The following is an 18239-nucleotide window of genomic DNA, read 5'->3' on the forward strand; positions in this document are numbered from 1 at the left end:
CGCCTATCGGCACCGTGTCACTCAACCCGGAACGGGAGCTCCAGATCACCGTCGCTGAACCAGAAAAACAGGCGGCCTGAATGACCTCAGAGGCGACAGATTCCTTGACAACTACCGCGGCTGACGAGTGCCGGGGTGAGACCGTAAAAAATCAGACCCAGATGAAAGACCACAGTGAGACCGCCCAGCAGCACCCAGGCCGGATGGACCCGCGACCGAGTGCTCCCGACGACCTCGCCGGCCGCCGGTGAAGAGGAAAATGTCGACATGGAAAAAAGAGCCTTTCGATCAGGGCCGGTCCCCGGCATGCTCGAGTCCCGACCCCAACAGGGGGTTAACGCAATTCGTCGGGGATCTCGATACCGGCTTCATCGTAGTAGCGCACCGCGCCCGGGTGCAGCGATCCCGCGATGTTACCGACCATGTCGTGGGTGATGCTTCCCCACCACGCCGTCTCTTCCGCCATGGCATCCCGACGCTCCCAGAAGGTCTTGGTCAGGGTGTAGGCGGTGTCGTCGTCCATGCCGGTGGTGGTATAGGCAATGACGGGCAGCGAGGTGGTCTCGACGTCCTGGTCCACGCCGGAGTATGTGCCAGCCGGTATGGTCTGGCGTGCCGCACCGGTCTGCTCAATCTGCTCGTCGGTCAGGCTGACCAGACTGATCGACATGCTCGCAGCGGTCTCGATCACGTTGGGTGTGGGAAAGGAACTCGCCGTGACGAAGGCATCGATCTGGCCGTTCTTCAGCGCATCGGGGCCACTGCCGATCTCGGCACTGGCCACCCGCACCCGGTCCATCATGTCGAACAGCTCGAGATAGCGCTCGGCTTCGCGAGCACCGAAGGTGCCACGCCCAATCAGGATATGCTTGTCTTCCAGGTCCTCGATCCCGATGACGCCCTCACCACCGGCCACGACGAAGTGCATGGTGATCGCCGGGATCGGGAACAGGCCACGAATTTCCTGGAAACGGGGGCTCTGTCGCTCGGCGAAGGGTCCGTCGCCAGCCATGGCACTTTTCACCAGACCGGGGGGCGTGGTGAAGACATAGTTGCCCTGGCGGGCCATCACTTCCATCACGTTCTGCACCGAGCCCTGGCTCTCTTCCAGCGTGAGCTGGATATCGCCGTCGGTACCCTTGCGGATCGCCTCCGAGAGCTCCACGCCCATCTGGTAGTAGGCGGTGCCGGCAGAGGCGGACTTGTAGGTCACTCGGGTTTCCGCCTGGGCGGAGAAGGCGGTGGCGCCCACCAGGACGGCAGTGGCAGAAGCCAACAGGGTGCGAGTGAAAGAAGGAGTGAATTGACGCATATGTGTCTCCCTTGGAGAGGCCAGCAAAGAACTATAATGCCGATTTTTTCCGACAGGAACACCCGAATCTGGCCATCGAGAAAAAGACGATGCGTCTTACGGCGGTAATTGGCGCAGCCGGTAGAAGCGGCACTGCCATTTGTAAGGCAGTGCCGACTCCACCAGCTACCGAGCTGGCGCTTGGCTAGCCGAAGGCGGCCTTGGCCACGTCCTGATAACGCCTGGCGAAATGTACCGTGACCCCATCCTTGAGATAGTCGGGCAGCTCGGCATAGTCGCGCCGGTTGGCCTCGGGCAGGATCACTTCAAAGATCTTGCTGCGACGCGCCGCGATGATCTTCTCGCGGATGCCACCCACCGGCAGCACCTGTCCGGTCAGGGTCATCTCGCCGGTCATCGCCAGCGGCCGGTCGATGAACTGATGAAGGGCGAGCGAGAACAGTGCCGTGGTCATCGTCACCCCGGCCGAAGGGCCATCCTTGGGCGTAGCCCCCTCGGGGACGTGAAGATGCACGAAAGCGGAGTCAAAGAAATCCGCGTCGGCGCCATACTCTGCCAGGTGCCCCAAAGCATAGCTGTAGGCGATATTGGCGGACTCCTGCATCACTTCACCGAGCTTGCCGGTGAGCTTGAAGCCCCGGGTCAGGGAGTGCACTTTATCCGCTTCGATCGGCAGGGTTGCCCCACCCATGGAAGTCCATGCCAGGCCGGTAACCACCCCCTCCCCCTTGAGCACCTGCTCCTGGCGGAACAGCGGCGCACCGAGGTACTCCTCCAGGTTCTTGACCGACACCTTCACTGACGGCTGGTCGCCTTCCAGCAGCCTTACCGCGGCCTTGCGCACGATGCTGTGAAGTTGCTTCTCCAGCTGGCGTACTCCGGCCTCCCGGGCGTAGCCCTCGATCACCTGCTTCAGTGCCGCATCCGTCAAGTTGATACGCTTCTTGGGGATTCGGTCGCGCTGGAGCAGCTTGGGCCAGAGGTGGTTTTTGGCGATGGCCACCTTCTCCTCGGCGATGTATCCCGACAGGCGGATCTGTTCCATGCGGTCAAGCAGCGCCGCCGGAATCGAGTCCAGGGTATTGGCGGTACACACGAAGAGCACCTTGGAAAGATCGAGTCGTACGTCGAGGTAGTGGTCGAGGAAGTCGATGTTCTGTTCAGGATCGAGCACTTCGAGCAGTGCCGACGCCGGGTCTCCCTGGAAGGACTGCCCCATCTTGTCGATCTCGTCGAGCATGATCACCGGGTTTTCGACTTCCACCTCCTTGAGCGCCTGCACCAGCTTGCCCGGCATGGCGCCGATGTAGGTGCGTCGGTGGCCCTTGATTTCAGCTTCATCGCGCATGCCGCCCACCGAGAAGCGGTAGAACTGGCGCCCCAGGGCCTCGGCAATGGAACGACCGACCGAGGTCTTGCCCACCCCAGGGGGGCCGACGAGCAGCAGGATAGAGCCGCCCACATCACCCTTGAAGGTGCCCTCGGCGAGAAACTCGACGATGCGCTCCTTCACGTCCTTGAGCCCATCGTGATCGCGGTCCAGTATCTTGCGAGCATGGGCAAGGTCCATCTGGTCGGCGCTGCGCACCCCCCAGGGCATCGATGTCAGCCAGTCAAGGTAGTTGCGTGTGGTGCCATATTCCGGCGAGCCGGTCTCCAGCACCGAAAGCTTGTCGAGTTCCTCCTCGATGCGGGTCAGTACCTTGGGCGGTACCACCAGGTTCTCAAGGCGGTCACGGAAGGTATCGACGTCGTTCTCGCGATCGTCCTTGGAGATGCCCAGCTCACGTTGGATGACCTTGAGCTGTTCACGCAGGAAGAACTCCCGCTGCCGCTCCTGCATCTGGGCGTTGACCTGCTCACTGATTTCCGTCTGCAGCAGGGCAACGTCGATCTCCTTGCGCAGCAGGGGCAGCACCTTCTCCATGCGCGCCTGCACCGGCAGGGTTTCCAGTACCTTTTGCAGCTCACTTCCCCGTGCCGAAGTGATGGCCGCGGCGAAGTCGGTCAGCGGACCCGGCTCATGGGGGCTGAAACGGTTGAGATAGTGCTTGAGCTCTTCTCCGTAGAGCGGATTGATCGGCAACAGTTCCTTGATGCCGTTGATGATTGCCATGGCATAGGCACGGGTCTCGTCCTCGTCGGCGTCGACCGGTTCCCGCGGGTAACTCACCTCGACCAGATAGGGCGGCTTCTTCGATAGCCAGCGCTGAATATGAAAGCGCCTGAGGCCCTGGGCAATAAACTGCAGCTGCTGGTCCTCTCCCTGCAGCTTGTGAACCTTGACCGCCGTGCCGTACTCGGGAAACGATTCGTGGCCCAGGTCGTCGATGCCTGAATCGCCGACGAAGGCGACACCCAGGGTGTGGTGGGGCGTCTTGCCCACCCGACGCATAGTGTCTTCCCAGCGCTCGCGGTTGATCACCAGCGGCTGTACCTGGGCGGGAAAGAAGGGGCGGTTGTGTATCGGCAGCAGGTAAATACGCTCGGGCAGGTATTCGCTAGCTGGCACCATGGCATTGTTCAGAGACTCTTGCGCTTCACCATCAGAACCCGACCATGCCTCGTCCGTGCCATCACGCATCGATTCTTGCCAATTCTGCTCATCCTGATCGTAATCGCTCATCGAAACCTCTTCCTGAAGCTGGGGACCGGCGTATGACCTGAGGAATGCGGGCGCACCCGGGCAACTTCAAGTCATCTGCCCACTATTTCAGTGTTTTGTGCAGATCCAGGTTGGTGTGTTCAGAGCGCCGTAGAATCGACCCGGGAACAAAGGTAGCCAGACAAGCAGGACGGTAGTGCTTGGGCGCACCGAGCAGGTTCAGCGCCATAGCTGGGGTAAGGGCCGGCTGTTGACACGCACCTGCCCACGCCCCACGTCGATTTCGAGGGTGCGAGTGTCCAGTGGCAAGCCAAGCCACAGGGCTGCCACGGTCGGCAGGTCATACCAGGTGAAATCGCCGTCGAGGCGGCGGCGCCAACGCGCCTGCATGGCCGGGTCGTCGACACCGACCAGCCTCAACTCGTCGAGTCGGCGCCCGTCGAAGAACAGCGAACCATCGATTCGTGCCGACAGCCCCATCATGGGACTATCCAACTGGAGGTTCAGCAGGTCGAGGCGTGGCGAATCCTGCAGGACTTGAAGCATGTGAGGCTCGAGCTGTGCCAGAAACTCACGGCGATCGAGCTGATGATGACCACTGGCCGCCAGCTCACGAAGCCGCAACATGCTGGCCCGGAGGGCGTCGCCATTCAGACGTGACAGCTCCAGTGTCAGCTCTCCGGTGAGCAGTACCTGGTTTGCCGTTTGCACCTCGCCCAGGTCGATATCGAGCTGCATTCTCAGCTCCTGTTCATCCAAGGCCGTGCGATTGGTGACGCGGAGGTTGCTGGCATCCAGGCTCAGCTCAGGCTGGCGCCAGGCCATCGACTCGATCTGCAGCCGATCCTCCTGGTTGAAGGCATGGGCGTCTTCGGTATAGGCGTAATGGCTGTTGAGCGTGGAGGGGCCGATTGCAAGGCTAGTGACACCATCGGTCAATCGCCAGGCATCGAGATGTGCACGGAGGCGCCAGTCGCCCTGCTCGCCGCTGAAATGGAGCCGGCCACCATCGAGTACCAGTTCGCGATCCTGCTGAATGATTCGCAAGGGTGAGAGACGAAGCCCACCTTCCAGGGTGCCGGTCAGGGTGTGATAGCTGGCCTGCCAGAGCGGGGGCGACGATGCCAGCAGGTCACCGAAGAGCTGCACGGCATCCGGGCCATGGCGCAGCATCGCTTCACCGTTCAAGTGCGTATTGAGCACGCCGTGCCGCGCCCTGTAGGTCAGCTCCAACTGCCAAACATCCCCCAGCAACGGTGCCAAGTGAATGCGTCCGGTCGAGGACCACCAGCCCTGCTCTACCTCTGAACGCGCCACGATCACCTCACCTCTTGCCTCGAGATCATTGAGTGCTCGTGCCATTTCGCGTTCGAAGAAGTGGCTGGAAATGGCCTGCCCTGCCAGCCAGGCCACCAACAACAATACCAGCAGCGGGACAATGAGACGTTCCTTGCGCACAGCTCCGTCTCCTTTTCGTTTCCTTGACTATCGCATCAACTATCGCAACAACTATCGCATCAACTATCGCATCAACTATCGCAACAACTATCGCATCAACTATCGCAACAACTATCGCAACAACTATCGCAACAACTATCGCATCAACGATTGCACCAGCTATTACACCAACTACCGCGGCAACTATCGCATCTTCAGTAATTCAGTGTAACCAAAGCCACAAATGCATCGTGCTCCAGGCGTAGATCCCGGCCAGGACATCATCGATCATGATGCCGAACCCCCCTGCTACACGACGGTCCGCCCAGCGAATCGGCCATGGTTTGAAGACATCGAAGATGCGAAACAGAATGAATCCCCAGAGTGCTGCTTCCCATGAAAAGGGTACCGCAGCCATGGTGATCCAGTAGCCGACGAACTCGTCCCAGACGATGCCGGAGTGATCGTGGACACCGAGATCACGCGAGGTCTTGTCGCATAACCAGATGCCTACCACGAAGGAGACTGCCACCAGAATCAGGTACCAGTTCAACGGCAGCTCGGACATCAGCCAATAGAATGGAATGGCCGCCAGGGTACCGAAGGTACCAGGGGCCCAGGGTACGGCCCCGCTACCGAGACCGAAGGCAAAGAAATGAACGGGGCGTCGCCACACGCTCTGGGGAAAGCGATTCATTATGCGCCTCTCTTCACATCCGCCGCCCCGAAGTGCTGCCAACCACCGAGGGCCGTATCGCCCACCCCGGCCAGGCCTGGTTCGGCCGTCACCGTTCCGACCGGCGTCAGCGCCAGCCCCAGCCCGGCCAGGCGACGGGTCGCCTCATCCATGGCATCGGCAGGCAGACTGACCAGCAGTTCGTAGTCATCGCCGCCACCCAACGCCGCCTGTCGTGCCCGGTCAGGTCCGAGGGCCTGGAGCAGCCCTTCTGCCATTGGCAGCGCCTCGACATCGACCCTCGCGCCCACCCCGGAAGCGGACAGCACATGGCCCAGGTCGGCCAGCAATCCATCGGAAATATCGATGGCCGCATTGGCCAGTCCACGCAGCGCCTGACCTGCATCCAGGCGCGGCTGTGGACAAAGGTAGCGTACCAGCAGTGGATGACCCGGGTCTCTCTCGCCCCGCTGCCATAGCGCCAGTCCGCCTGCGCCACCGCCCAGTGCGCCGGTCACGGCTAGCAGGTCACCAGGGCTCGATCCACCACGGGTGAGGGCCTGCCCTTCGGGCACTTCTCCCATTACCGTTACTCCGATCGCCAGTTCACCGCGGGTCACGTCGCCACCGACCAGGGTGGTACCGGTTATCGCACAAAGGCCATGAAAACCGCGGGCAAAATCGGCCAGCCAAGCCTCGTCGGCATCAGCCATGGCCAGCGCCATCAGACACCAGCGCGCCTCGGCGCCCATGGCCGCCAGGTCACTGAGACTGACCGCCAGCGCCCGGTGGCCAATCGCCTCAGCCGGGGCAGCGGAAGGAAAGTGAACCTCAGCCACCGACGTATCGACGCTGACAGCGAGCCGCGCCCCACTCTGGGGTACCAGCAATGCGCAGTCATCGCCTACACCAAGCGCGACACCAGCCCGTGAGCCTGGAGCGGCAGGCGTAAAGTAACGGGCGATCAGCTCGAATTCACTGGTCACTTGATACCTTCAGCGGCGACGCGCGCTGACCTCGGCACAACGCAGTCGTGATGCCAGCTTGTCGAGGATGCCATTGACGTACTTGTGGCCGTCGGTGGCGCCAAAGGACTTGGCCAGTTCGACGCCCTCGTTGATCACCGCCCGGTAGGGGACATCCAGGCGATGGGACAATTCGTAGGCACCGAGCCGGAGTATGGTCAGCTCGATGGGATCCAACTCCTCGATACGCCGGTCGAGCAGCGGACCGATAGCGGCATCCAGGTCGCCGCAATAGCGTGCCACGTTATGCAGCAGGTCGTGAAAGAGAGCCAGGTCGGCGATCTCCATGACCTTGGCCCAGTTTTCATGATCCTCCATGTCCTCGTCGGGCAACTGGCTACGGAACTCCGACTCCACTGCCGAGATGGACTTGCCGGTCATATGCCACTGATAAAGCCCCTGGACGGCCAACTCGCGGGCTGCACGCCTCTTCTGCTGGCCCGTCGATGGGGAGCGCTTGGGGCGTGGCTCACTCATGGCTTTCTCCGACGTCACCGAAGCCGCGCAGCAGCGACACCATCTCCATGGCCGCCATGGCCGCCTCGGCTCCCTTGTTGCCCGCCTTGGTGCCGGAACGCTCGATGGCCTGCTCGATGGAATTGACGGTCAGCACCCCGTTGGAAATAGGGGTATCGAACTCCAGTTGCAGGCTGCCGAGCGCCGAATTGCAACCGCCCGCAACATATTCAAAGTGTGGCGTACCGCCACGAATCACCGCACCCAGTGCGATTACCGCGTCGGGTTTGGCCACCTGCAGGGCCCGCTTAACGGCCAACGGCAGCTCCCAGGCACCCGGCACATGGACGATATCGATGTGGTCGGCATCCACCCCGTGGCGCATCAGGATATCCACGGCACCTTCCACCAGGCTGTCGACCACATGATGATTGAAACGCCCCACCACGATCACGTAGCGGCCGTCGACATCGACGAAGTTGCCTTCCAACTGAGACAAGGTATGCATCGCTAATTCCTGAAAATAGTCCTGCTGAAATCGGTTTGGATCCTGCTGAATCGACAGAGCGCACCCCGAGGGTGGGCCGAGTTTTATCTTAGTGTCAGACTGCGACCGACTCAGATCTCGTCGCCAGCCTCACTGTCGCCCGGTGCAATCAGTTCGATCACTTCGAGATCGAAACCGGACAGGGCAGAGAACTTCCACGGCGAACTGAGTAGCCGCATCCGCCCCACCCCGAGATGACGCAGGATCTGAGAGCCCGTGCCAATGGTAAGGTAGTTGCCGGCGCCGTCCGAGTCGCTGGTGCGAGGCAGGCGGCGACGCTCCATGAACACCTCGAACTGGTCACGGAAGTCCTGGTGCGGGCGGCCATCGTCCAGAAGAACGAAGACACCCTGGTCGACGCGGGCCACTTCCTCTAGCGCACTGTGCGTGGTCCAGTTCTTGCCTTCGCCCTTCTGCAGACCCAGCAGATCCCGCATGGTATCGGCCAGGTGTACCCGCACCGTGGTCAGGGTCTCGGGGGTGGGGGTGCCCTTGACCAGCGCCACATGATGCGCGCCCTGAATACGATCGCGAAAGACATGCAGCGTCAGCTCGCCCACGGCCGTGTTGACCGGCGTCGACTCCACCGGCTCCACCGTCTGCTCATTATGAATGCGATAGTGAATCAGATCGGCGATGGTGCCCATCTTCAAACCGTGCTCGGCGGCGAACCGCTCGAGCTCCGGGCGACGGGCCATACTGCCATCATCGTTCATGACTTCGCAGATCACACCGCTGGGGTCGCAACCGGCCAGCGCCGCCAGATCGCAGGCCGCCTCGGTATGTCCGGCACGACGCAGCACGCCGCCGGGCTCGGCCATCAGCGGAAAGATGTGACCGGGCTGCACGATATCCTCGGCCCGGGCATTGCGCGCCGCTGCCGCCTGCACGGTGCGTGCCCGATCGGCGGCAGAAATGCCCGTGGTCACTCCCTCGGCCGCCTCGATGGAGAGGGTAAACTTGGTGCCGAAGCCCGAACCGTTGTCGCTCACCATCAGCGGCAACTTGAGCCGCTCGCAACGCTCGCGCGTCATCGGCATGCAGATCAGGCCCCGGGCATGGCGTGCCATGAAGTTGATATGCTCGGCCCCGACCTTCTCGGCGGCCATGATGATATCGCCCTCGTTCTCACGATCCTCATCATCCATGAGGATCACCATCTTGCCCTGACGAATGTCCTCGATCAGGTCTTCTATGGAAGCGAGGCCCCCGCGGGAAGATTGCACCATGGAATCTCCGATTGATTCAGCTAAAAGGCGTTGCAGTACTGCACCTGGGACGTTGCCAAAGTACGTGACTAATGCGCGTTACTAAAGTTCTATGCCCCGCCTCGAATGGGCGTCAGGGTACCTTGGCTCGGCGTCGGGCGCCAGTAGTGAGCACCCTTGGTTCGGCGCTAATTTCTGTAGCGAGCGGGCTGTCCCGGGAACAAAACTCGGTGAGGAGGCGCTGTGAATCCTTCCCTGGACGCTCCTTTTCCCATCCCTGGAAAAAGACCTCCTCCCCGAGTGGTTCCCGGCGCCCTGATGAACTCAGTCCTGAAGCCGCCCGGGCCGCGCAGTGATACGCCAGTCGCGACCGATGGCGCGGATATCGAGAATATCCAGCGGGCGCTGCTGGGCCATGCGGGTCAGTCCCGGCAAGGCGAACAGCGGCCGCGCCTCGCCACCCAGCAAGGTCGGTGCCACGAACAGCTGCATTTCGTCGACCAGGCCGGCATCGAGCATCGCGCCGGCCAGGGTGGCGCCGGTTTCCAGCAACGCCTCGTTGACCAGTTCCTGCTCGGCCAGGTAACGCAACAGGGCGACAAGATCGACCCGGCCATTCTGATCCGCCGGGAGCACCAGTATCTCGGCGCCGGCGGCTTCCAGTCGGGCACGGCGCTCGGCATCGTGGCCCATCACCGTCGCCACCAGCGTGCGCCCGGGCTCGCGCAGGCAGGCCGCGGCCTGGGGCAGGCGCAACTGGGTGTCGACCACGACCCGCAGCGGCTGGCGCCGAGCGATGGCATCGGCATCGTCCAGGCCCAACTGGCTCGCTCGCACGGTCAGCCGTGAATTGTCGAAGATGACCGAGTCGACGCCGGTCAGCACCGCGCTGGAGCGAGCGCGAAGGCGCTGGACTTCAGTACGGGCGTGGGGGCCGGTAATCCACTGCGATTCACCCGATTCCATCGCCGTGCGCCCATCCAGGCTCATGGCCATCTTCAGTCGCACGAAGGGCCGGTTTCGTGTCATGCGCGACAGGAAACCGGGATTGAGCGCCCTGGCCTCCTCCTCCAGCAGCCCGACCTCTACCTCGACTCCCGCCTCGCGCAGCATGGCGATGCCGCGGCCGGCCACCTCCGGATTGGGGTCGCCCATGGCAAGCACCACCCGCTTCACCCCGGCGTCGATCAATGCCACGGCACAGGGACCGGTACGACCCTGGTGGGAGCAGGGCTCCAGGGTCACGTAGGCAGTCGCTCCTCGCGCAGAATCCCCGGCCATGTCCAGTGCATGGACTTCCGCGTGGGGCTCACCGGCACGCTCGTGCCAGCCCTCCCCCACCAGGCGACCGCCCTTGACCAGGACACAGCCCACGCGGGGGTTGGGGTCGGTGGTATAGAGGCCGCGGCGGGCCAATTGAAGCGCCCGAGCCATCCAGGCGGCAGCGGTGGGCTTGGCCATGTCACTCCCTGGCAAAAACAGAAAAACGGAACTCAGCGCTCGCTGTCGTCGGCGGTTCCCGGCGGGAACCCGGGCTCACGCGACAGGCGGTCGATCTCGGCGCGAAACTCGTCGACATCCTGAAAGCGACGATAGACGGAAGCAAAGCGAATGAAGGCTACCTGATCGAGACGCTTGAGCGCCTGCATCACCGCCTCGCCGATATCCCGTGCCTGGATCTCGCGTTCGCCACTGCCGCGCAGCCGTTGGCGAATCCGCTCCACGGCGGCCTCGATTGACTCGGCACTGACCGGGCGCTTCTCCAGCGCACGCAGCATGCCGGCACGCAGCTTCTTCTCGTCGAAGGTTTCCCGGGAACCGTCGGCCTTGACCACCCTGGGCATGACCAGTTCAGCGGTCTCGTAGGTGGTAAAACGCTCGCCGCAATCGGTGCACTGGCGGCGGCGGCGCACCTGGTCGCCCTCGGCCACCAGGCGGGAATCGGTCACGCGGGTATCATGGGCGCCACAGAAGGGGCAATGCATGGTATCGATCCGAATTCGAAGCGGGGCGGCCGACTGCTGGCCGCTCGTGGTTCAATAGTGCAGTATTGTAACCTCTGGCCCGCTAGTCGCCCAGCACCGACACCAAATGCCGGGAACCGACAACATGGTGCCCAGGATCAGTGATCATCTCCGTGGCTGTGGCCCTGATCATGCGTATCACGCTGCGGCCACCCACCGTCCACGACGATTTGCCGAACCGGCGCCTCTAACCGCTGTGATACACCCGACTCGAACCTGAGCTCGATCTCGACGAGTTCGCCCTCCTCCAAGGGTGCGGACAACCCGATCAACATCAGGTGCAGCCCACCGGGCGCCAGCTCGACTGCTCCGCCAGCAGGCACGACAAGATTGGGCACCTTGCGCATCTGCATCACGCCATCGACATCTTCATGATCATGCAACTCCATCACATCGGCGGCAGGTGAGTGAGCATTCACTAATACGACATCCCGCTCCCCCGGATTCTTGAGCGACATGAAGGCAGCAGAGACCTGCGAGCCCGGTGGAACGTCACGCACCTGAGTGCCTACGATATTGAGCGGATCGGCAAACGCCGTCAGCGACACCAACGAAAGGCTGACGGTGAACAGCAGTGAATGAACCTTCACCATGATGAAACTCCTTGCTGTATCGTTGGCTACGCCAGGGAACCAGGCGAGCAGCTTACTACGATGTCGTGCCTCAGGAGACGGGGTACATCAACTCGACACGCACGGTTTCCCGACTGCCTGGTGAACCTGCTAAGAAAGCCGGTAGTCAATCAATAGGCGGCTTGCATCATACCGGAAAGCAATTTCACTCAAGGAAACCCGACATGGTTCTTCGCTTCATGCTGCTCATGGCCACCTTGCCCCTCCTCGCTGTAGGTTCGACGGTGCATGCCGACGACTGGCCGAGCCCGGTTCAAGCTTTGATCGAGGAGGGACTCGAGATTCACGGTGAATTCGAGGCCCCGGATGGACTTGTCGGCTACGCCGCCAGCCATCAGGGCCGCGAGATGACTGTGTTCGTCACGGCCAACGGTCAACATGCCATCGTCGGCACCATGATTGATGCCGAAGGCAACGACCTCTCAGAGGCCCCGCTCGACGAACTGGTGAGAGCGCCCCAGGAAGGCGAACTGTGGCACCAATTGGAAAAGAGCCACTGGATTCAGGATGGCCCAACGGACGCCCCCCACGTGGTATACACTTTCACCGACCCCAACTGCCCCTATTGCCGGCAGTTCTGGCAGCAGTCACGCCCTTGGGTCGAGGCCGGTGATGTTCAGTTGCGTCATATCATGGTGGGCGTCTTGCAACCAGACAGCCCGGCCAAGGCCTCTGCCCTGCTGGGCGCCGAAGATCCCGTGACTGCTCTGCACGACCACAGCGGCGGTGAAAGCGTGACTCCCTCGGCTCAGCCCCGCCACATCGAGGACAGGGTGTATCGCAACAACCAGCTCTTCGACGAATTGGGCCTCTATGCCACTCCCACCACGGTGTATCGGCATGAAGGCCGCCTGCAGCGGGTGGACGGCATGCCGGAGGCGGCGAAGCTGCGCGAAATGATGGGCGGTGCGCACCCCTGACGAGAAACGCCACACCCGGGCGATGGCGGCTCGGACGAGGTGGCTTGGTCAACCCCCAGGCGCCTCAACGCGACTCGGGCAAGCCCAGCTTGCGCAGCAGGGTAATCATCGGGCACCAACGGGTGAAGGCGGACTGGATCAGGTTCAGTGCCACAAAACCAGTGAACAGGAACCAGCCAGGGTGCACGAAATAGCCGAGCAGCACGGTGAGCAGCACGAAGGTGCCAGCGATCAGGCGGAGGGCTTCATTGAGGGTCATGGTCTTTCTCCTTGGGTGGTGGTGCGGGGTCAAAAGCTATGGCGAGCACGCAGGAAGACACTCGAGTTCTCCTCGAACTGTCCGTAGAAGGTGCCGTCCTGTTGTCCACTGAACAGGTTGGCACCGGCGTTGAACTGCAGGTTGTCGCTGTAGCGCCAGGTGACGGTGGGCCGAATGAAGGCATCTTCGTCGCTGGGCGAATAGAAATTCATGACGCCGAGGATCAGGTTGTCGCGCAGCATGCGGTAGGTCAGGCGCAGGGTAACCAAGTGGCGAAGCTCGTCGCGCTGATCCTCGGCCGCGAACGGAAAGCTCTCTTCGTAAGCGTCATGGTCCTGGAGCCAATCCAGGTAGTACTGGGTTCCTACCGTGAAGTTCGTGGCCATCTCGCGCTCGTAACCACCCAGCAGGCGCAGCTCGCTGTTGGGTACATTGGGGTCGCTGCCGCCGCGGTCGTCGACGGAGTCGTACCAGGCGGTCTCCAGGTGGTAGATGCCGCCCTTGAGCGGCCCGCGCAGGCTCGCGCCCAGGCTGTTGAGCCGCGCGAAGGTGGCCACTCCGCGCTCGGGGTCGAAGGCCGTGGGCTGGCCGAAGAAGCCGCGATAGCCGTAGAGCGCCCACTCCTGGGCACCGGCCAGGCCGTGGAGACGCAGCGCCAGTTCCGCGTTGTCGGCCGTGCGTGAGGGTTGATCGGCCGTCAGTGTCGGCGGGGCGCCAACGATCGCGCCGCGTGACGTGTCGTAGTAGGAGAGTCGCGAACCATCCACGTAGCGGTCGGGCTCGAAGCGCGGTGTCACCACGGCATCGAGGTTGACCACCCCGCCGTACCAGCTGAAGCGCGCGGCGTCGCTCGGCGCCTTGAGGTACTCGTCGTCGCGACCAGCCAGGAACGACTGCCAGTCCTTGGGGAAGAGGTCGTTGACAAACAGCAGGTCACCGGTGCCCCAGGTCAGCACCTGACGCCCCAGACGCACGTCGAGCCGCTCGGCGGGCGAGAAACTGACCAGCGCCTCGCGCACTTCGCCGGTGAGCTCGTCCTCGATGCCGTCAGCCACGCCATCTGCCTTGAGGCTGAGGGTACCCCAGTCAGCCAGGTACTCGCCCTCGAGCTGCAGGCGCACTTCCTGCAAGGTCATGTCGTCATCGATGGCGGGGTTGCCCTGCGTACGCCAGGCGCTGGCGCCCTCGACGAAGCCGTACCAGGAGAAGGCCGAGGCCTCCTCGCTCCAGGGGTCGTCGCCCCAGTCGTCCTGGGCGGCCAAGGGCGCGGCGGAGAGCAGCAGGATCAGCACCGTCGTCACGTAAGCTCGCTCTTTTGTCTTGGACCAGGCCTTCATCACTGCCGCTCCAGCCATTGCCGCGGCGGGTTGCGCAACGAGCGTTCGGTGAACACCGACTCGGGAATGCCCAGGTCGTAGGCGCTGAAGCGGAACTCCACCAGGGTGTGGCCACCGGAATTGAGGTCTTCCATGCGCATGCGCGTGCCGGTGGGGTAGCCGTCGATCTCTTGCACTTCCTGAATTTGCATGCGGCGATAGACATGCCCGTCGGCTCGTGTGTACTCACTGCGCATGGGCAGCCAGGTGTCGCGGTCGATCCAGGTGGTGAAGTGGGCGAACTCGACGCTACCGGGGGCCTTGGGCGTGCTTTTCACTACGTAGTGCTCGTCGGTGGTCTCAATGAGCTCATGGGTGTCGTCTTCCAGGTGGCGGCCCGAGACGTCCTCGTAGAACACGTGGGAGCCGACGAAGCTAGTGCGCTTGTCGCCGGGGGCAATGCGTCGCACCAGGTCGAGCCCAGGCAGGTAGAGCCAGCGGTCGTCGTCGGCACCGGGGTTCTTGTGCACCAGGAATACCGTGCCGCGAACGTCGGCCGGACGGCTGAAGGTCACCAGGTAGCGCTGACGGCCATCCTCGCCGTCGCGGCGCAGCAGGGTGAACTGGCGCACCTGCTCGCGCCCGCTGCCGTCGAGGATGTGCATTCGCGCTTCGCTGCGGCCATCGTCGCCGGCATAGAATGCGGCCTGATTGGCACGCTCGACGATGTCACTCGCGTCGGGCGCCTGCGCCTGAGCGCTGACGGCAACCAGGGCCAGGGCACCCAGCCCGGCTAGCAGGGCGTGGCGGGCGGCTCGGGGATGTCGAAACAGGCGGACAACATTCATCTCATACCTCCTTGCCGGTGGCGGAACCCGATTCGGCTCCCACAGCGGCGGTTGTGCCAAAGAAGCGCCGGGGCCAGGTACTGACCACGGCGGGCAGCATCAGTAGAGTCACCATCGCCGACACTGCCATGATGCTAGCCAGGAAAATGCCCACCGTGACGTAGGGCATCAGTGGCGCCACCAGCAGTGGCGTGAAACCCAGCGCGATGACGATGGCATTGCGGGTAATGGCGCGTGCCGGCTCCTCGAATACCCGCGCCAGCCCCTCGCGCCAGTCGCCGCCGGCCTCGGCTACCGCCTCGCGCAGGCGCTGGATGAAGTGGATAGCGAAGTCGACCGAGAGCCCCAGGCTGAGCGCCGAGAGCACCGCTACCGGCATGTCGAAGTCCTTGCCAATCAGCCCCATCACGCCATAGAGCAGCGACACGGTCAGTGTCAGCGGCAGCATGGCGAGCACGCCGTACCACAGCGAGCGAAACAGCCCCACCATCATCACCAGCACCACGGCGAAGGCGGAGAGCAGCGCCAGCAGCATCCCCTTGACCATCTCACCCTGCCACACCAGGTTGATGTAGGTGCTGCCCGCCCACTCCAGGGCCAGGCCCTCGGGCAGCGGATAGGCGTCGACATAGGCATCGACGGCGGCGAGCAAGCGCTGCATGTCCTGGTTATCGCCACTGGGCAGCTGCAGCCAGACATTGGCCGAGCGGTAGTCGCTGGCCACGAAATGCCACAGGTCACCCGGGCGGTGTGACGACTGGTAGCTGAGGATCGCCTGGGCCACGCCGGCGGCGCTGTCCGGAATGCGGAAATCCACCGCCTCGCCGCTGACCAGCTCGCGGTTCACGGTGCGCACCAGGTCGGCCAGCGAATTGGCCTTGCCCACGACCCCTTCTGTTTCCAGATGCGCCTGCAGGTCGGCCAGGTAACGCAGGATTTCGGGATCCTGGAAGGTCAGCGCCTCGCTTCTCAGCGCCTCGGTGACCTCCAGCAACCGCTCCCACCAGCGGGCCGCGTCGGCGTCCACTGCGAAGAGACGATCGTCGATGGCGAACATCAGGTTGTCCAGGGTCGCCTGGGCATCAGCGCCGCGGCTCTCGGCCAGCAGGCTCGCCCATTCCGTTTCGAGACTCACGCCGGCCTCGGCCAGCACCGGCTCGGCCCGTTCGGACAGCAGGCTCACCAGGTCCCCAGTGGCGCGATCCTCGAGCACCAGGTAGGCCTCGTAGGTGCCGGCAAAGTGCTGGTTGAGCACGCGGTCGGCAATGCGGATGTCGTGGCTCGACTTGAACCAGCGGGTAGGGTTGTCGTTGATCTGGATCTGGGTGATGCCGTAGACGGCAACGCCCAGTAGCCCCAGAAAGAGCACCAGCAGCACCCGGCCGCGACGTGTCGCCAGGCGACCGACGGCGGTGACGAAACGGCACAACCGGCAGTCGGCTCCCGTGCCCTCTCGCTCGTGGCGGTGTACCCGCGCTACCATCGCCTCGATGGTGCTGGCCGGCAGCGCGGCGACGTAGGCCGGCAGGAAGGTCAGGGAGAGCACCATGGCCAGCAGCACGCCGAAGGCCACGAAGGCGCCGAACACCTGCACCGGCGGGATCGGCGAGAGCATCAGCGAGGCGAAGCCGACGCTGGTGGTCAGCGAGGTGAAGACAATCGGCTTGTAGAGTTCCTGGATCACCTCGGCCATCACCTCGCGCGGATCACTGCCGGCCCGGCAGCGGTCGGAGAAGTCCGACATCACGTGCACCGAGTCCACCACGGCGATGGGCATCAGGAAGATCGGGATCATCGAGCTCATGATGTGCACGGTGTAGCCCAGGCCGATCAGCAGGCCCATGGTGGCGATCACAGTGGCCATTGCCAGCAGCATGGGCGCCACCACCAGCGGCACGCTGCGGAAGAAGTAGACCATCACCACGAAGATCAGTAGGCCGGCAAGCGGCGCGGAGATCGCCATCTGTTCGAACATCTGCACGCCGAAGGTGTCCTGGGCCACGGGCTGGCCGGTGATGTGCACCACCTCCTCGATACCGAGCTCGCCGACCACGGCCTCGATCTGGGTGGCGATGCGGTGGCTGTCGTTCTTGTCCTCGAGGGGTACGAAGATGCCGGCGGCCCGGCCGTCCTCCGAGACCAACGAGCCCAGGAACATAGGCAGCCGCTCCACCGCCTCGCGCAATTCGGCGGCGGCTTCCGGCGTCTCGGGCGGGGTGCCCATCAGCCAGTCGAAGCTGATGGTGCCGGGTGAGATCTGCTCGACGTTATCGACGGTGGCCAGCGACATCACCTCGTCGGCCACCACCCCGTCCATGGCCTGGATGGCCCGTGTCAGGGCATGCAGCCCGGCAAGCGACTCGGGATGGTAGATGCCCGTCTCCGGCCGCTCGCTGACCAGCCCCACCACGATGGTGTCGTAGAGGTCGAAACGCTCGGCCACGCGCGCATCGAACACCCGCGCCGGCTGGTCCGTCGCCAGCATGTTCTCGGGGTCGGTATCAATGACGATGCGCGGAATCAGTGCGCCCAGCGCCACCACCAATACCAGCAAGGCGAGAAACACCCTGCGGTAGTGGCGCATGCTGAACCGTGCGATGGTTTTTCCCATGAGCGGGGTCTCCGATGAAGCGGTGGAATCAGTCGATGTATTCCGGCGACTGGGCAAGCGGTGTATCCCCTTCGGGCTGGATGCAGAACTGCTGATAGAGCACCTGCAACAGTGCCAACGCCCTGGCGTCGGCGATACGGTAGAAGATGTGCTTGCCCTCGCGCCGGGTGGTGACCAGGCCCTGCTTGCGCAACACACCGAGCTGCTGCGAGAGGCTCGGCTGGTAAATCTTCAGCCGCNCAAACACACCGAGCTGCTGCGAGAGGCTCGGCTGGTAAATCTTCAGCCGCGCCTCCAGGTCGCTGACGCAGAGCTCTTCCTGGCTCAGCTGACATAGCAGCAGCAGGCGATCCTCATGGGCCA

18 protein-coding genes are annotated in these 18239 nt (G+C 63.2%); 2 read left to right on the forward strand and 16 right to left on the reverse strand.

Going from position 1 to position 18239, the window contains the following annotated elements:
• Positions 1-334: 334 nt before the first annotated feature.
• The 3 genes from DU490_RS16105 to DU490_RS16120 form a co-directional block, all read right to left on the reverse strand.
• Positions 335-1312: a TAXI family TRAP transporter solute-binding subunit gene (locus DU490_RS16105; RefSeq protein WP_114574753.1), complete on the reverse strand. Its 978-nt coding sequence runs from the start codon at positions 1310-1312 to the stop codon at positions 335-337.
• Between the two features lie 184 nt (positions 1313-1496).
• Positions 1497-3938: an endopeptidase La gene (lon, locus tag DU490_RS16115; RefSeq protein ID WP_220270503.1), complete on the reverse strand. Its 2442-nt coding sequence runs from the start codon at positions 3936-3938 to the stop codon at positions 1497-1499.
• A 198-nt stretch (positions 3939-4136) separates the two neighbouring features.
• Entirely contained in the window at positions 4137-5375 is a 1239-nt protein-coding gene (locus DU490_RS16120) for a DUF945 family protein (RefSeq protein WP_114574755.1), read from the reverse strand.
• Between DU490_RS16120 and DU490_RS17050 the strand changes: the two genes are divergently transcribed.
• Complete coding sequence (locus tag DU490_RS17050) at positions 5368-5586, forward strand: hypothetical protein (protein ID WP_147270464.1); 219 nt, start codon at positions 5368-5370, stop codon at positions 5584-5586. The two genes, DU490_RS16120 and DU490_RS17050, sit on opposite strands and share 8 nt — an antisense overlap.
• On the opposite strand, the gene DU490_RS16125 is transcribed toward DU490_RS17050, so the two are convergent.
• The 8 genes from DU490_RS16125 to DU490_RS16160 all read right to left on the reverse strand — a co-directional run bounded on the left by DU490_RS16125 (position 5578) and on the right by DU490_RS16160 (position 11883).
• Entirely contained in the window at positions 5578-6051 is a 474-nt protein-coding gene (locus tag DU490_RS16125; RefSeq protein ID WP_114574756.1) for a phosphatidylglycerophosphatase A, read from the reverse strand. The genes DU490_RS17050 and DU490_RS16125 overlap by 9 nt on opposite strands.
• Positions 6051-7016: a thiamine-phosphate kinase gene (gene thiL / locus DU490_RS16130; RefSeq protein ID WP_114574757.1), complete on the reverse strand. Its 966-nt coding sequence runs from the start codon at positions 7014-7016 to the stop codon at positions 6051-6053. The genes DU490_RS16125 and thiL overlap by 1 nt, the downstream gene beginning before the upstream one ends.
• 9 nt (positions 7017-7025) lie before the next feature.
• Positions 7026-7532, reverse strand: coding sequence for a transcription antitermination factor NusB (gene nusB / locus DU490_RS16135; RefSeq protein ID WP_114574758.1), 507 nt, complete (start codon positions 7530-7532; stop codon positions 7026-7028).
• A complete protein-coding gene (gene ribE, locus DU490_RS16140; protein ID WP_114574759.1) occupies positions 7525-8019 on the reverse strand; it encodes a 6,7-dimethyl-8-ribityllumazine synthase in 495 nt (164 codons plus the stop codon). The genes nusB and ribE overlap by 8 nt, the downstream gene beginning before the upstream one ends.
• 110 nt (positions 8020-8129) lie before the next feature.
• The gene (ribBA, locus tag DU490_RS16145) at positions 8130-9287 is read right to left on the reverse strand and encodes a bifunctional 3,4-dihydroxy-2-butanone-4-phosphate synthase/GTP cyclohydrolase II (RefSeq protein WP_114574760.1); all 1158 of its coding nucleotides are present in this window, start codon (positions 9285-9287) and stop codon (positions 8130-8132) included.
• A gap of 303 nt (positions 9288-9590) precedes the next feature.
• Positions 9591-10727, reverse strand: a complete 1137-nt coding sequence (gene ribD, locus DU490_RS16150; RefSeq protein WP_114574761.1) for a bifunctional diaminohydroxyphosphoribosylaminopyrimidine deaminase/5-amino-6-(5-phosphoribosylamino)uracil reductase RibD — start codon at positions 10725-10727, stop codon at positions 9591-9593.
• A gap of 32 nt (positions 10728-10759) precedes the next feature.
• Positions 10760-11251: a transcriptional regulator NrdR gene (nrdR, locus tag DU490_RS16155; protein WP_114574762.1), complete on the reverse strand. Its 492-nt coding sequence runs from the start codon at positions 11249-11251 to the stop codon at positions 10760-10762.
• A 137-nt stretch (positions 11252-11388) separates the two neighbouring features.
• Positions 11389-11883 carry a copper chaperone PCu(A)C gene (locus tag DU490_RS16160; RefSeq protein ID WP_114574763.1) on the reverse strand — a complete coding sequence of 165 codons (495 nt, stop codon included), beginning with the start codon at positions 11881-11883 and terminating at the stop codon, positions 11389-11391.
• 203 nt (positions 11884-12086) lie between these two features.
• Here DU490_RS16160 and dsbG point away from each other — a divergent pair, with 203 nt between their 5' ends.
• A complete protein-coding gene (gene dsbG / locus DU490_RS16165; RefSeq protein ID WP_114574764.1) occupies positions 12087-12842 on the forward strand; it encodes a thiol:disulfide interchange protein DsbG in 756 nt (251 codons plus the stop codon).
• A 64-nt stretch (positions 12843-12906) separates the two neighbouring features.
• On the opposite strand, the gene DU490_RS16170 is transcribed toward dsbG, so the two are convergent.
• From DU490_RS16170 to DU490_RS16190, 5 genes are all read right to left on the reverse strand, one after another.
• Positions 12907-13101, reverse strand: a complete 195-nt coding sequence (locus DU490_RS16170) for a DUF2892 domain-containing protein (RefSeq protein ID WP_114574765.1) — start codon at positions 13099-13101, stop codon at positions 12907-12909.
• 29 nt (positions 13102-13130) lie between these two features.
• Positions 13131-14438: a hypothetical protein gene (locus tag DU490_RS16175; RefSeq protein ID WP_114574766.1), complete on the reverse strand. Its 1308-nt coding sequence runs from the start codon at positions 14436-14438 to the stop codon at positions 13131-13133.
• Positions 14438-15265 (reverse strand): outer membrane lipoprotein-sorting protein, encoded by an 828-nt coding sequence (locus tag DU490_RS16180; protein ID WP_114574767.1) that lies wholly within the window; start codon positions 15263-15265, stop codon positions 14438-14440. Before DU490_RS16180 ends, DU490_RS16175 begins: the two co-directional genes overlap by 1 nt.
• Position 15266: 1 nt before the next feature.
• On the reverse strand, positions 15267-17876 hold the full coding sequence (locus DU490_RS16185; protein WP_114574768.1) for an RND family transporter: 2610 nt from the start codon (positions 17874-17876) through the stop codon (positions 15267-15269).
• A 28-nt stretch (positions 17877-17904) separates the two neighbouring features.
• On the reverse strand, positions 17905-18239 hold a 335-nt coding region (locus tag DU490_RS16190), incomplete at its 5' end, for a metalloregulator ArsR/SmtB family transcription factor (RefSeq protein ID WP_147270478.1).

It is taken from the genome of Halomonas sp. DQ26W, assembly GCF_003339685.1.
Taxonomy (GTDB): domain Bacteria; phylum Pseudomonadota; class Gammaproteobacteria; order Pseudomonadales; family Halomonadaceae; genus Halomonas.